Source organism: Noviherbaspirillum sp., from assembly GCF_035944575.1.
In the GTDB taxonomy this organism is placed as follows: Bacteria; Pseudomonadota; Gammaproteobacteria; order Burkholderiales; family Burkholderiaceae_D; genus Noviherbaspirillum.
This window is the reverse complement of the sequence record NZ_DASZBA010000226.1, coordinates 1-12,529: the sequence shown is the minus strand read 5'-3', so window position 1 is coordinate 12,529 and position 12,529 is coordinate 1. Positions and strand designations below refer to the sequence as shown.

Below are 12,529 nucleotides of genomic sequence, written 5' to 3'. Positions count from 1 at the left end.
TGCGAGCCAGAAGCAGCGCATCATCGTCAATCTCGATCGTATCGGGATAACGGGTCGGAATAAAACCCACCGCCTCGCCGCCATTCGCCCATGTCAGGCTGACCGGCATCCATACATTGTCACGCAGATCGGCCGGCGCTTCGGCCCGGATCGATCGGATACGGTGCATCGGCGCCCAGTAGTAACGGCCGTTGACGAGCAATTCCAGTACCGGACCGAGACGCGAATCGGCGTCGGCGATCCACTCGAACGGTTCGTCGTTGATGCTTCCGGATGTCGTCGGGGCGGCTTCGAATGCTTCTTCGCGCATTCGATGCGCACCGGCATGGTCTCCTTGCGCACCTAGCCGAAGCGAGTCGACCAGTTGGGCGATCCATGCTTCGGGTTCGCCGAAAATCACCGGTGAGCGTTTTCCCGCAAAAATTTGTTGGCGCAGAGCCTCACACTGGAGGGCTTCGCGATATGCCTGGACCATCGGCATGGTTTCACTGTCGAGATCGCCGGCGACGTTCAATTGCGTCAGTGCCTTATCCCATTTGCCTTGCACTGCAAGCAACTGGAACAGGAACACCCGGTGTTTTGCATCAGCCGGATTCTGTCGGACTTCCTGCTGCAGCAACTGGAGCGCCTCTTTCAGGCGGCCTTGGCGAAGTGCTTCGACTGCGGACATGCGATTTCCCCTTTACGCGGATTTCATGCCGGCGGTTCCGGCGCTGACCGCGGATGTACTGTGAGACGTTGCGGGTGTGTGCTGATCGATTTACGTGCTCGAGAAATATGCGCAGTGCGATCAAGGCTCGAAGTGACGCAAAACAGATCGAAGCACCCATGCACAAATCATCGTAACCCGGTTCCCTTACCCCCTTCACGGGGAAAGGAACCGGCTGTACGGTACTTATGCGCAGTAGACCTACGCTTACTACAACCCGATCAGTACGTAGCGTTCGCCTTGAGGTCCCACTTCTTCGGTGTACCCGTGGTGATCGTGTCGCCGCTGAATGCGTCGTACTGGTAGCTGATCTTGGTGAAGTTGATCGAGAAGGACTCGCTTGGACGATCGCCGCCGCTGGATGCGGAGTAGGAGCTGATGATCGCTTCTTCGAGTTCGAGCTTCAGGAAAACCTGGTTCTTCTTGTCGGAGCCGCCAGTATGCAGGAAATGGATCTCCGCCTTGCCGAGGCTCTTGCCGCAGACAGCCTGCATGAACAGGTCCGCCGATGCGATGTCGGTCGATTTGGTCAGCGTGATTTCGGAGAACGACGGATTGCTTGTGTCACGATCCTTGCCGCCGCCGCTGACGGAGATCGCGCGTCCGACGCCCATCTGCAGGGAGTCGCATGTGATCCAGTCGGTATGTGCGTCAACTACGGAGTCGCCTTTGATTTCGGTCGCGAATTTAAGCAGGATCATGTTTTACCTTTTCGAATGATGTTTAGTAGACAACCACAAGCGATCAAGCCGTTGCGCATGCGGCATTGCGGCAGCCGCGCCGCATGCATGAAACCGGCCACTTCAAGTACTGCAAATTTGGAACACGGTGCACAGGCGGCTCTCGCCGCCTGTGTCATCAGGCCTTGGCCGACGGCAGCTTCGATACGAGACGCAGCGAAACTGTCAGGCCTTCCAGCTGATAGTGCGGACGGAGGAAGAACTTCGAGCTGTAGTAGCCGGGATTTCCCTCGACTTCCTCGACGATCACTTCGGCGCCGGCCAGAGGCTTGCGCGCCTTGTCGGCTTCGGTGGCTGTTGCCGGATTGCGCTCGACATAGCGTCCGATCCAGTTGTTGAGCCAGACCTGCATGTCGGAACGCTCCTTGAAGGAACCGATCTTGTCGCGCACGATGCACTTGAGGTAGTGCGCGAAGCGGCATGTGGCGAACAGATACGGCAGACGTGCCGCCAGGTTGGCGTTGGCCGTTGCGTCCGGATCGTCGTACTCTGCCGGCTTGTGCATCGACTGCGCGCCGATGAAGGCGGCGAAATCGCTGTTCTTCTTGTGTACGAGAGGCATGAAGCCGTTCTTCGCGAGTTCCGCTTCGCGACGATCGCTGATGGCGATCTCGGTCGGGCAAGTCATATCGACGCCGCCGTCATCGGTCGGGAACGTGTGGACAGGCAGGCCTTCCACCGCACCGCCGGACTCGATGCCGCGGATCTGCGAGCACCAGCCGTAGTTCTTGAACGAGCGATTGATGTTCACCGCCATTGCATATGCGGCATTGGACCAGGTGAACTTCTTGCTATCGTTACCGGAGGTGTCTTCTTCGAAGTCGAATTCCTCGACCGGATTCGTCTTGGCGCCATAGGGTGCACGCGCCAGAAAACGCGGCATGGCCAGGCCGACGTAACGCGAATCTTCCGATTCACGGAACGAACGCCATGCGGCATGTTCCGGCGTCTGGAAAATCTTGGTCAGGTCGCGCGGATTGGCGAGCTCCTGCCACGATTCCATCAGCATCACGCCTGGATCTGCAGCGGTGATCAGCGGAGCGTGCGCGGCGGCGCTAATCTGTGCCATTTGCGCCAGCAGTTCCACGTCCGGCGCGCTGTTGTCGAAGTAGTAGTCGGCAACCAGCGTGCCGTACGGTTCGCCGCCGAACTGGCCATACTCTTCCTCGTACAGCTTCTTGAAAATCGGGCTCTGATCCCAGGCCGTGCCCTTGAATTTTTTCAGCGTCTTGTGCATCTCGGTCTTGGAGATGTTCATCACGCGGACCTTCAGCGTTTCATCGGTCTCGGTGTTGTTGACAAGATAGTGCAGACCGCGCCATGCGCTTTCCAGTGCCTGGAATTCCGGGTTGTGCAGGATGAGGTTGACCTGTTCGCTCAACTTTTTGTCGAGCTCGGCGATCAGCGCCTCGATGGTCGCGATGACGTCGCCGGAAATCAGGTTGGTGCCTGCCAGGGCCTGTTGCGCCAGGGTCTTGACGGCGCTTTCGACGGCATCCTTGGCCTTGTCGGTCTTCGGTTTGAATTCCTTTTGCAGCAGGCTGGCAAAGTCGCCTGCTTCGAGCGCTACCTCGCCCGATTGTACTTGTGCTTCTTGTGATGTAGACATGGACGTCTCTCCTGAGATGGTGACGAATTATTCCTGGGGCTTCGGCGCGGAGGTCAGCGCTTGCATGAGCGCCGGCTCGGCCAGCAGCTTGGCAATCAGTTCTTCGGCGCCGGTCTTGCCGTCCATGTAGGTCAGCAGGTTCGACAACTGGCCGCGGGCTTCCAGCAACTGGTTCAGCGCATCAACCTTGCGCGCCACGGCGGCGGGCGAGAAATCGTCCATGCTTTCAAAGGTAATGTCGACAGCCATGTTGCCCTCGCCTGTCAGCGTATTCGGCACCTGCACGGCGACGCGGGGCTTCATCGATTTCAGCCGCTCATCGAAATTGTCGACGTCGATCTCGAGGAACTTGCGCTCCGCGACCGGCGCAAGCGGCTCGGCCGGCTTGCCAGACAAATCCGAAAAAACGCCCATGACGAACGGGAGTTGCACAGTCTTTTGCGCGCCGTAGACTTCGACGTCGTATTCGATCTGTACGCGGGGTGCCCGATTACGGGCGATGAATTTCTGGCTGCTTTCTTTTGCCACGGCATACCTCCTGGGTGAGATGTTTGCTACTGGTGATTCCCGTTACGCCTCTTTTTTGGCACCGCTGATCTGGTACACCTGGGTCAGGCTATCGGGCGCAATATCCTGCAGTATTTCGACAAAGCTTTTCATGGCCAGTCGCTGCGCCCGTTCCAGCAATAGCGGGACCGGACTGGATGGTTCGTATTTGGCGTAGTACGCACAGATTTTTTCCAGTACGCGGACGACGTCTTCGCGGCTGGCTATTTCGTCGGAGCGGGGACGAGCCTGGACGACCTGTGCACCGGCATCACCTGCTGGCGCATCCGCCGTACCTCCGGCGGCGTCTGAAGCGGCGGTCGTTTCTGCGCCGCCGCGGCGGCTAAGACGCTCCTGCATAAAGTCGCGGGCGCGCTTGAGCAGTTTCGACAGTGCGCTCAGGTCAAGCGCCTGGCCTACACCCACCTTCTCGGTGAGGATGCGCTCGATGCGCTGGCTGCTTTCGAAGGCGTTGTTGAGCGCCTGGCATACGGCCTGCAGGTCGTTGAGTTCGATGTCCATCGTTGCGGCATCGATCACTGCCAGCGACGGCTTTTCTTCTCCGGCAGGCGCTTCGAGTTCGCCGGTTGCGATGTCGATGTCGCGCAGGCTGAAGCGGCCATGCGCGCGGGATGCGACGAGTACTGACTCCTTCACATCGCGCAGCACCGTGCTTGATTCGCACAATGCCGCAATCGTATTGATGCGCGACATGGGATCGTTGCCGTCGTCCGGATCCAGTTGCGGATGCACGGTTTCCCAGCGCGTTTCGATAAGTTTTTCGATGAGGAGGAGGCCGGTGGCGAAGCCGCCGACGCCTTGCATGTTGAGAAGCGAACGTGCCATCGGCACGGCGATGCGGAGGTCCTTGCTGCGTTTGATGAGATCCTGGGTGATGGAGCGTACCGCCTTCCAGTCCGGCGGCACCGCCGGTGTTACCGTCCCGCCGTACTGCACCTCGGGTTTACCCTTGGCGACCTGTTCCAGCTCCAGGAACGCTGGATCGTACTCCAGGTTGGGACCGCAGGGTTTTTCCGGAGAAAGCTCCTGAAGCATTGCGTCTACGTCGGCGTGGGCGATGTCTGGCACGTACTGTCTCACTGCTTTTTATTGATTTGCCATGGCTTTGATCAAGCCATAAACAAACGAGGTTTGTTATACCGCAAGGTTCGAATTCGCGACGATAGTAACAAACGCTTTTTGTGCTGTCCACACTAATGGTTGGCAAGTTTCGGACATCCGTTGTCATCGAATTGACACAAAATTGCCAAATTCAAAAAGGCTGGACGCTTTCGTCGCGCTCCGCTGCGGTGCAGCGTAAATCGATGCTGTACGGGGCTAGAGCCGGCGCCAATTGAGGACTATGCTGGAGCTGTCATGCAGGCTTGCCGCACACAATTGGTGCGTTTCTGGCTAAGGTTTTTGGTCGTTCCTAACAAAATAAAGTGTCGCAAAAGACGACACTGTGTTTTGAACTGATTGGAAAGGGTGTTGGTTAATCAGGGGAGTCTGGTAAAGGAGCGATGGAACAACCATGAACCGACCTTATCCCACGGCGCGCTGCTGCGTCGCTTTGCTGCCGATGATGCTTGCCCTGCCCGCGGCCGCGGCCTTGCACTTCGAATGCGCCGGCATGGAGACCATGCATGCAAGTGCGGTCAGCTCGCCGATCAATTTCTTTCTGGATGTCGATCAGGCGACCGGCACGATGACCAATCCTTATTCGCTGGAAGATATGCTGGCACTGAAGGTAGACGACGACAAGTATGCGGCGTCCGGTTTCTTCGGCATGGGTGAACTGCCTCTGTACATTGCGATCGACCGGAAGAGCGGCCGACTGACGGTTCTGGTCGATCGCAAGGACAAGCCGCACTCCTACCCGATGACGGTGTACGGCTTGTGCAAGCTCTTCCCCAAGCCGAACTGATTGCTTTACGGTTGGCGGCGAATCATGCTTGCAATTGCGCCGGCCGCTTCACTCCTGTGAGCGGGATTCGGTCGGCCGCACGAGTTCTCCCGCATCCGGTAATGGCGTGTCCTGCCTGACGAGCTGCTCGGGGTTGAGTTGGTGCGGGAACCCCTCCACCGTATCGGTCCGCCGCTGCCGGTCTTCTGCCAGCGTCGGGCCGCTCTGGATATACAGCGCCAGCAGTTCTGCCAAATTGACGAGAACCGATATATGAGTGCGCTCGTAGCCGTGCGATGCATCGGTGCCGAAACAGAGCAAGGCGGTGCGCACATCATGTCCCGCACTGACGGCGGCCCCGGCATCCGAGTGATAAAAACGGAAGACGTCGCGGTTGGTTTGAATGCCGTGTTCCTTGCAGAGGGCCAGCAGGCGGCGGGTGAGATGGTAGTCATGCGGCCCGGCCGAATCCATCAACGGGATTGTGACGCCCCGCTCCGATGCGCCCTGCCCGGCGGCTACCGGCCCGATATCCACACCGATCACCTCGCTGACGTCATCCTCGATCACCGCACGGGCGCCCGAACCGACTTCCTCCGTCAGGGTAAACACCGCATGGCAGTCCATCGGCACCGGAACGCCGCTATCGGCAATTGCCTTCAACGCGGCCAGCAATGCGGCGACTCCCGCCTTGTCGTCAAGGTAGCGCGACACGATGTAGCCGTTGTCCAGCCATTCGGGCAGCGGATCGAACGCCACCATATCGCCGACCTGGATGCCGAGCCTGGCCGCATCGTCGGCGCACTGCATGTGCTCGTCCACCCGGAGTTCCAGCTGGTCCCAGCTCACCGGCTGGCTGTCCACCGCCTCGTTGTACACATGGCCGGATGCCAGCAGGGGCAATACCGACCCGCGATAGCGGCTGTTTTCCGTAAAGAGCGTCACGCGGCCGCCTTCGGCCCAGCGGCTCGACCATGTGCCGATGGGCATCAGCGATAGCCGGCCGTTGGGTTTGATCTCACGCACCATCGCACCGAGGGTGTCGAGGTGGGCGACGATTGCGCATGCCGGACTCTGGCGCCTGCGCTCGGGCAATGTGCGTCGCAGGATGGCGCGGATGGTGCCGCGCCGCGTCAGCTCATAAGCCACGCCCATTGCATCGAGTTTGCTGCAGGTGTAATGCACGATCTCATCGGTCAGTCCCGCCGGACTGGGTATCGCCAGGAGCTCAAGCAGCGTGGTCTTGAGATAGTCGGCATCGATGGGAAGTTTGCGCATGGGATTACGAATATTTTCAGGTAGTGAATGGGAAAAGCAGGTCGATGAAACGTTGCGCAGTAGGCTGCGGCTCATGATTGGCCAGTCCTGGCCGCTCGTTGGCTTCGATGACGACGTACTCGGGTTGATCGGGCGAAGGAACCAGGAAGTCAAGGCCGACCACCGGAATGCGCAAGGCGCGAGCGGCGGTTTCCGCGGCTTCCCGCAATACCGGATGCAGCTCTGCGGTGACGTCGTGAATCGTACCGCCGGTGTGCAGGTTGGCGGTTTTGCGTACCTTGATCGCACGGCCGGTTTCCAGGACCGAATCCAGCGTCAGGTCCTGCCCGGCGAGGCAGCGTTCGGTTTCCGCATCCACAGGGATCTTGCTTTCCCCGCCGGTCGCCGCGGCGCGACGTGCGCTCTGCCGTTCGATCAGGTGGGCGATGGTGGAGACACCGTCTCCCACCACTTCCGCCGGCCGGCGGATGGCGGCAGCCACCACCTTGTAACCGATCACCACGATACGCAGATCCTGCCCGGCGCAGAATTGCTCCAGTATCACATGCCCGCCTTCATCGGCGGCGCGCCGGATGGCGTCGGCCATTTGCTCCTCGGTGCGGATGTCGACACTGATACCGCGTCCCTGCTCGCCCATGGCCGGCTTGACCACGATGGAACCGCATTCCTGGAGGAAGCGGGAGTTCGACTCCGCGCTGCCCGCCACCTGCTGACGCGGCACCTGCAGCCCGATGGATGCAAGGCGGCGCAGGGTCAGCACCTTATCCTGGCACCATGTCATCGCCACGCCGCCGGTCAGGTCGGTAAGCGATTCGCGGCAGACGATCTCATGGCCGCAGTGGCGCAGCTTGAAGATGCCTGCAGCCGCGTCAAGCACGTCGACACTGATGCCGCGCCGTCTTGCCTCATCCACGATCAGCCGGGCATACGGATTCAATCCATCGAAATCATTCGTGCCGACGAATAGTCTTTCGTTGATGGCATTCTTGTGCTTCATCACGAAGCCCTGCACCTGCTCGAAGCCGAGTTTCTGGTACAGGCCGATCGCATGCTGGTTGTCATGCAGCACCGACAGGTCGAGGAATTTGCGTCCGCGCTGCGCGAATACGCCGATCAGGTAATTGACCAATGCCTGGCCGACACCGAACAGCCCGGTCTGCGGGTCGACCGCGAGACACCAGAGGCTGCTTCCGCCCTGCTGGCTGGCACCGAAGGCCGCGACATGGTCGATGCCCAGCACCGATCCGACGACATCCCCGGTGCGTTCGTCTTCCGCGATCAGGTAGACCAGGGCTTCCGAATTGCGCTCCTGCCATACGATCTTCGGATCAAGCGGCACCATGTTACGCACGCTATACAGGCGATTGATCGCGGCAATATCGGCACGGGTCGAGAGCGGGCGGATGATCACGCCCGGCGCGACGCCGTCGCAGGCGTCATCCGCGCTCAGCTCGCGCCGGAACAGAAGCGATGGATCGAGGAACAGGCTGGCCGGATCTTCGGCAAGCACGAGTTGCGGTGCTTCCACATACAGGGCGATATCCCGCCTGCCCGGCGCTTCCTGTTTCAGCGCTTCCGCCAGAAGCTTCGGCGACTCGAAGGAAGGCGCGTACAACAGCCGTCCCCAACCGCAATCGAGTGAGGTATTCGGTCTTGGCGGAAGGAGGTTCTGCTCTTCGTCGATCAAAACGAGAGGCGGGGGTGGATAACCGGCCCCATTGCGATTGATTGCCGGATCGAGTGGATGTGCACTCATGTTTCTCTCCTGTCTTGTCGGTTCAAATGCTATGCCGCAGGCATACCCGCACCCGAACAATGCGGAAGTCGCATTGCGTTGTGAGGATCTGCGTGAAGTGCGGAACGATCGATAACTTCTGGGCCGGTTGATACCGGCCTGTTATGCCGCTTGCCCGGAAGGTCACAGGCCGTTGGTTTGAAGCCATGCTTCGAGCAACGCCACTTGCCACAGCTTCGAACCGCGCAAGGGTGTGATGTGGCTGTCCGGCGCTGCCAGCATCCGGTCAATTTCCTCGCGCCGGAACAGGCCGCGCGATCTTGCGGCGGATGTATCGAGGGTATCGCGCACGTAATCGAGGAATTCGCCGCGCAGATATTTCAGTGCCGGTACCGGGAAATAACCCTTCGGCCTGTCGATCACCTCGGCGGGGATAACGGAACGGGCCGCTTCCTTCAGCACATACTTGCCGCCCTGCGCGACTTTGTGGCGTGCAGGAATGCGGGCGGCGAGTTCCACCAGTTCATGATCGAGGAACGGCACCCGCGCTTCGAGACCGAAGGCCATGGTCATGTTGTCGACGCGCTTGACCGGATCATCCACCAGCATGACCGTGGTATCGAGCCGCATTGCACGGTCGATCGCGCTGTCGGCGCCAGGCTTGGCAAAATGCGCGGAGACGAAACGGCTGCTGGCGTCTTCCATCGCCCATCCCGGCTCCAGCAGAGCGCACAATTCCTCGTGATTGCGGTCGAAAAACACCCGGCGGTAGACGTCGACGCCATCGGACGACGGGCTGACATCCGTCAACGGCGGATACCAGTGATAGCCGCCGAATACCTCATCCGCGCCCTGCCCGCTCTGCACCACGCGGCTATGCTTCGATACCGCCTGCGAGAGCAGATAAAAGGCGATGCAGTCATGGCTGACCATCGGCTCGGCCATTGCCGCAATGGCATCCGGCAGCGACTGCAGCAGTCCGGCTGCCGGAATGTGCAGCTTTTCATGCGTCGTCGCGTAATGGCGCGCGATCAGGTCGGAATAGTGATATTCATCGCCCGCTTCGCTGTCGACCGATTCGAAGCCGATGGAATAGGTGCGAAGATCGGCGGTGCCGGCCTCGGCGAGCAAACCGGTGATCAGGCTGGAATCGAGCCCGCCGGAAAGCAGCACGCCCACCGGCACGTCGGCCACGAGGCGGCGCTTGACCGACGTCCGCAGCGCGGCCAGCACCTCGGATTTCCAGTCATCGAAGCTGCGTGCTTCGTCCTCCTCGCTGCGCTTGAATTCAAGCCGCCACCATTCCGTCAGATCGCATTTCCCGGTCGGATGGACCGTCATCAGCGATCCAGGCGGCAACTTGCGCACCCCGCGCAGGATCGTGTGCGGCGCCGGCACGACGGCATGGAATGTCAGGTAATGATGCAGGGCTTGCGGATCGAGCGATGTATCCACGTCGCCGGCTTTCAACAATGCCGGCAGCGACGAGGCGAAATGCATCCGCTGTTCATTCAGGGTGTAATACAGCGGTTTGATGCCCAGTCTGTCGCGTGCAAGAAAAGTCATGCCGCTGTCGCGTTCCCACAAGGCAAATGCAAACATGCCGAGGAAGCGGTCAAGCGCCTTCGGTCCCCATGCATGCCATGCCTTGATGATGACTTCGGTATCGCCGTTCGATACGAACTGATAACCCATCCCGGTAAGTTCGGCACGCAGTTCATGGTGGTTGTAGATGGCACCATTGAAGACGACGCCCATACCCAGCAGATTGTCGATGAAAGGCTGGTGCGCCCGCTGGCTCAAGTCCATGATGCTCAGGCGGCGATGGCCAAAGCATCGGCTTCCCATACTGAAAATTCCTTCCCCATCAGGACCACGGCGCGATTGCGCCTCAGCCATATCCGCGACAACGCGGATGTCGGCAAATTTTTGGTCGAAACGTAGCTCTCCCGCTATTCCGCACATAAAAGTTTTCTAATTTAGATTCAAAGAGGGGTGGTCGTTTGAAGGCAAGCGACACGCTGCCCAAAACTGCGGCATAGCAACACGTGCTTGCAGCTTATGTATTAAGTTGTTAAGAAGAATAGAGGCCAATATGACAAAAATGTTCCCGAGCTTTAATGCATGTTTGTTGCATCACACAAGTTAGCGGAACAGGTTATATTTGCGCGCCGTTCTCTGACGAAGCACATGCAACGGATGGCCTATATACTCTCCATGGTGCGATACAGCACCCGGCACAACAGTGACGAGTATCAACGACCTGGCGGCACACCATCCTGCTTCAAAGCACCGCCTCCTTTCGCTAATGTAGAACGCTCATAAGAGTTGCCACGATTCATCAAAAAGCAAAACTGGCGGGGCATGTCCCTTACAGGTGATGAATCAGCGCAGCGACTCATCTACCGGCACATAACTTGCAATCCTTGCGGAACGCGTACACGGCCGTACGTAAACGGAAGGCACAATCTGAAGACGATCATGAAAATCACGAATGAAATGCTGCAGTCGGCAATCGCAAAGGCAATCGAGCTTGGCGTATTACCCCGGCGCGGCCACCCCGAAGATATTGCAACCAACGCGGAGATCATGCATGAGGTGTTGCTGGCCGCGCTTGAAAAGTCATCCAAAGAACACGACGTCACGGACATCAATACGAATTACCGCAAGCAGCAAGGGTGACGATATTGGCGGCTTGCGTTGCTTCCGACTCTTTGCGCATCGTTTTTCTCCTGCAACCGATTACTCCCGAATTGCAAACCCTCTTGCACATTATTCCGATACGGCGGCCCCGGCCATATGGCTGCCGCTCCCTGTACCCGGAGCGGCAGTCTCACCCGTCATGAACCGAGTTGCGGCCGGTCCGGCTGCGCAGGCGTCGAAATATCCCTCAGGGTGCCTTGCACATCACCTTCGGCGTCTTCGGCAAGATCGCCTAGCGCGACGATGCCGACCAGATTCTGCGTGTTGCGGTCAAGCACCGGGACACGCCTGATCTGCACATCACTCATCTGTTGCAGCACTTCATCGACCGTCTGATCGTCGAAACACGTGCGGACCTGGTCACTCATTACATCGCGAACGAAAGCATCGCCCGGCGACTGGCCCGCTGCTGTGGAACGGATGGTGATGTCGCGGTCGGTAATCATGCCGACCAGTTTGGTACCGTCCCATACCGGCAACGATCCGACATTAAGTTCATCCATCATCTGCGCCGCGCGTTCAAGCGTCTCCTGAGGCGAAATGGTCATCACATCACGCGTCATGACTTCCGATATTTTTTGCATCGCACTCTCCTTTATCGTTCCGTTGATGTTTCCGCCTGCAGCCCGTCAATGGGACTGGTCGGGCGGCCTGCCATGCAGTGACCTTTCTGGCAGGTGTTCGTTCCGATCCGCCACGACGGCAGGAATTCCGACTTTCGCCGAACTCGCGTCGGCCCGGCACCTCTAATCGAGGACACACGGAGAGGTTTCCATGGCAGACAAAATGATTATTGACGCGCTGAAGCACGAGGCGCAGATCATCGGCACCGAAGAAAATTACGATGCGCTCCTGGAGCAGATTGGTGACGCCTCTATCGTTCTGCTCGGCGAAGCGACGCATGGAACGGAAGAGTTCTACCGTATCCGTGCAAAGATCAGCGAGAAACTCATTACGGAACGCGGCTTCGATGCCATCGCTGTCGAAGCCGATTGGCCGGACGCTCTGCGCATCAACCGGTATATCGGCGCAACACCTTCCGCCGTCGCCGCTGAATTGGACAGCAGCGCGGAAGAGTCGCTCGAGGGATTCAAGCGATTTCCGCTATGGATGTGGCGCAACACGATTGTGGTTGATCTGATCAACCGGCTTCGATTCCATAACGAGCACGCCGGTCCGGGCGATAAAGTCGGATTCTTCGGGCTCGACCTGTATAGCTTGCGCAGTTCGATGGAAGCGGTCGTGCATTATCTTTCGCGCGTCGATCCCGATGCGGCTAAGCAAGCCCGTGCGCGTTATAGCT

Annotated in this window: 12 protein-coding genes; 3 read left to right on the top strand and 9 right to left on the bottom strand. The window is 59.0% G+C overall.

Features of this window, described 5'->3' with window-relative positions; genetic code table 11:
- The 5 genes from VGU61_RS17990 to tssA all read right to left on the bottom strand — a co-directional run.
- Positions 1 to 670, bottom strand: a 670-nt coding sequence (locus tag VGU61_RS17990; protein ID WP_326860609.1) for a type VI secretion system accessory protein TagJ, incomplete at its 3' end; no start/stop codon positions are given.
- A gap of 260 nt (positions 671 to 930) precedes the next feature.
- Entirely contained in the window at positions 931 to 1,410 is a 480-nt protein-coding gene (locus tag VGU61_RS17985) for a type VI secretion system tube protein Hcp (RefSeq protein ID WP_326860608.1), read from the bottom strand.
- Positions 1,411 to 1,567: 157 nt separating this feature from the next.
- A complete protein-coding gene (tssC, locus tag VGU61_RS17980; RefSeq protein ID WP_326860606.1) occupies positions 1,568 to 3,058 on the bottom strand; it encodes a type VI secretion system contractile sheath large subunit in 1,491 nt (496 codons plus the stop codon).
- A gap of 27 nt (positions 3,059 to 3,085) precedes the next feature.
- Complete coding sequence (tssB, locus tag VGU61_RS17975) at positions 3,086 to 3,586, bottom strand: type VI secretion system contractile sheath small subunit (RefSeq protein ID WP_326860604.1); 501 nt, start codon at positions 3,584 to 3,586, stop codon at positions 3,086 to 3,088.
- 42 nt (positions 3,587 to 3,628) lie between these two features.
- Complete coding sequence (gene tssA, locus VGU61_RS17970) at positions 3,629 to 4,693, bottom strand: type VI secretion system protein TssA (protein ID WP_326860602.1); 1,065 nt, start codon at positions 4,691 to 4,693, stop codon at positions 3,629 to 3,631.
- Between the two features lie 445 nt (positions 4,694 to 5,138).
- Between tssA and VGU61_RS17965 the strand changes: the two genes are divergently transcribed.
- Positions 5,139 to 5,531: a hypothetical protein gene (locus VGU61_RS17965; protein WP_326860601.1), complete on the top strand. Its 393-nt coding sequence runs from the start codon at positions 5,139 to 5,141 to the stop codon at positions 5,529 to 5,531.
- A 48-nt stretch (positions 5,532 to 5,579) separates the two neighbouring features.
- Here VGU61_RS17965 and VGU61_RS17960 read toward each other — a convergent pair whose 3' ends face one another.
- The 3 genes from VGU61_RS17960 to VGU61_RS17950 all read right to left on the bottom strand — a co-directional run bounded on the left by VGU61_RS17960 (position 5,580) and on the right by VGU61_RS17950 (position 10,488).
- Positions 5,580 to 6,788, bottom strand: a complete 1,209-nt coding sequence (locus VGU61_RS17960) for an osmoprotectant NAGGN system M42 family peptidase (protein ID WP_326860599.1) — start codon at positions 6,786 to 6,788, stop codon at positions 5,580 to 5,582.
- A gap of 16 nt (positions 6,789 to 6,804) precedes the next feature.
- Positions 6,805 to 8,544, bottom strand: coding sequence for an N-acetylglutaminylglutamine synthetase (gene ngg / locus VGU61_RS17955; protein WP_326860598.1), 1,740 nt, complete (start codon positions 8,542 to 8,544; stop codon positions 6,805 to 6,807).
- Between the two features lie 162 nt (positions 8,545 to 8,706).
- Positions 8,707 to 10,488 carry an N-acetylglutaminylglutamine amidotransferase gene (locus VGU61_RS17950; RefSeq protein WP_326860597.1) on the bottom strand — a complete coding sequence of 594 codons (1,782 nt, stop codon included), beginning with the start codon at positions 10,486 to 10,488 and terminating at the stop codon, positions 8,707 to 8,709.
- 516 nt (positions 10,489 to 11,004) lie between these two features.
- Here VGU61_RS17950 and VGU61_RS17945 point away from each other — a divergent pair.
- Positions 11,005 to 11,205, top strand: coding sequence for a hypothetical protein (locus VGU61_RS17945; RefSeq protein WP_326860596.1), 201 nt, complete (start codon positions 11,005 to 11,007; stop codon positions 11,203 to 11,205).
- Between the two features lie 158 nt (positions 11,206 to 11,363).
- On the opposite strand, the gene VGU61_RS17940 is transcribed toward VGU61_RS17945, so the two are convergent.
- Positions 11,364 to 11,810 carry a CBS domain-containing protein gene (locus VGU61_RS17940; RefSeq protein ID WP_326860594.1) on the bottom strand — a complete coding sequence of 149 codons (447 nt, stop codon included), beginning with the start codon at positions 11,808 to 11,810 and terminating at the stop codon, positions 11,364 to 11,366.
- 190 nt (positions 11,811 to 12,000) lie between these two features.
- On the opposite strand from VGU61_RS17940, the gene VGU61_RS17935 reads away from it, so the two are divergent.
- Positions 12,001 to 12,529 (top strand): erythromycin esterase family protein (locus tag VGU61_RS17935; RefSeq protein WP_326860593.1); only part of this gene is annotated, 529 nt, incomplete at its 3' end.

Excerpts from the sequence above, each read along its gene's own strand:
- VGU61_RS17985 (WP_326860608.1), bottom strand. The coding sequence starts at position 1,410 with ATGATCCTGCTTAAATTCGCGACCGAAATCAAAGGCGACTCCGTAGTT.
- tssC (WP_326860606.1), bottom strand. The coding sequence starts at position 3,058 with ATGTCTACATCACAAGAAGCACAAGTACAATCGGGCGAGGTAGCGCTC.
- VGU61_RS17965 (WP_326860601.1), top strand. The coding sequence starts at position 5,139 with ATGAACCGACCTTATCCCACGGCGCGCTGCTGCGTCGCTTTGCTGCCG.
- VGU61_RS17960 (WP_326860599.1), bottom strand. The coding sequence starts at position 6,788 with ATGCGCAAACTTCCCATCGATGCCGACTATCTCAAGACCACGCTGCTT.
- ngg (WP_326860598.1), bottom strand. The coding sequence starts at position 8,544 with ATGAGTGCACATCCACTCGATCCGGCAATCAATCGCAATGGGGCCGGT.
- VGU61_RS17950 (WP_326860597.1), bottom strand. The coding sequence starts at position 10,488 with ATGTGCGGAATAGCGGGAGAGCTACGTTTCGACCAAAAATTTGCCGAC.
- VGU61_RS17945 (WP_326860596.1), top strand. The coding sequence starts at position 11,005 with ATGAAAATCACGAATGAAATGCTGCAGTCGGCAATCGCAAAGGCAATC.
- VGU61_RS17940 (WP_326860594.1), bottom strand. The coding sequence starts at position 11,810 with ATGCAAAAAATATCGGAAGTCATGACGCGTGATGTGATGACCATTTCG.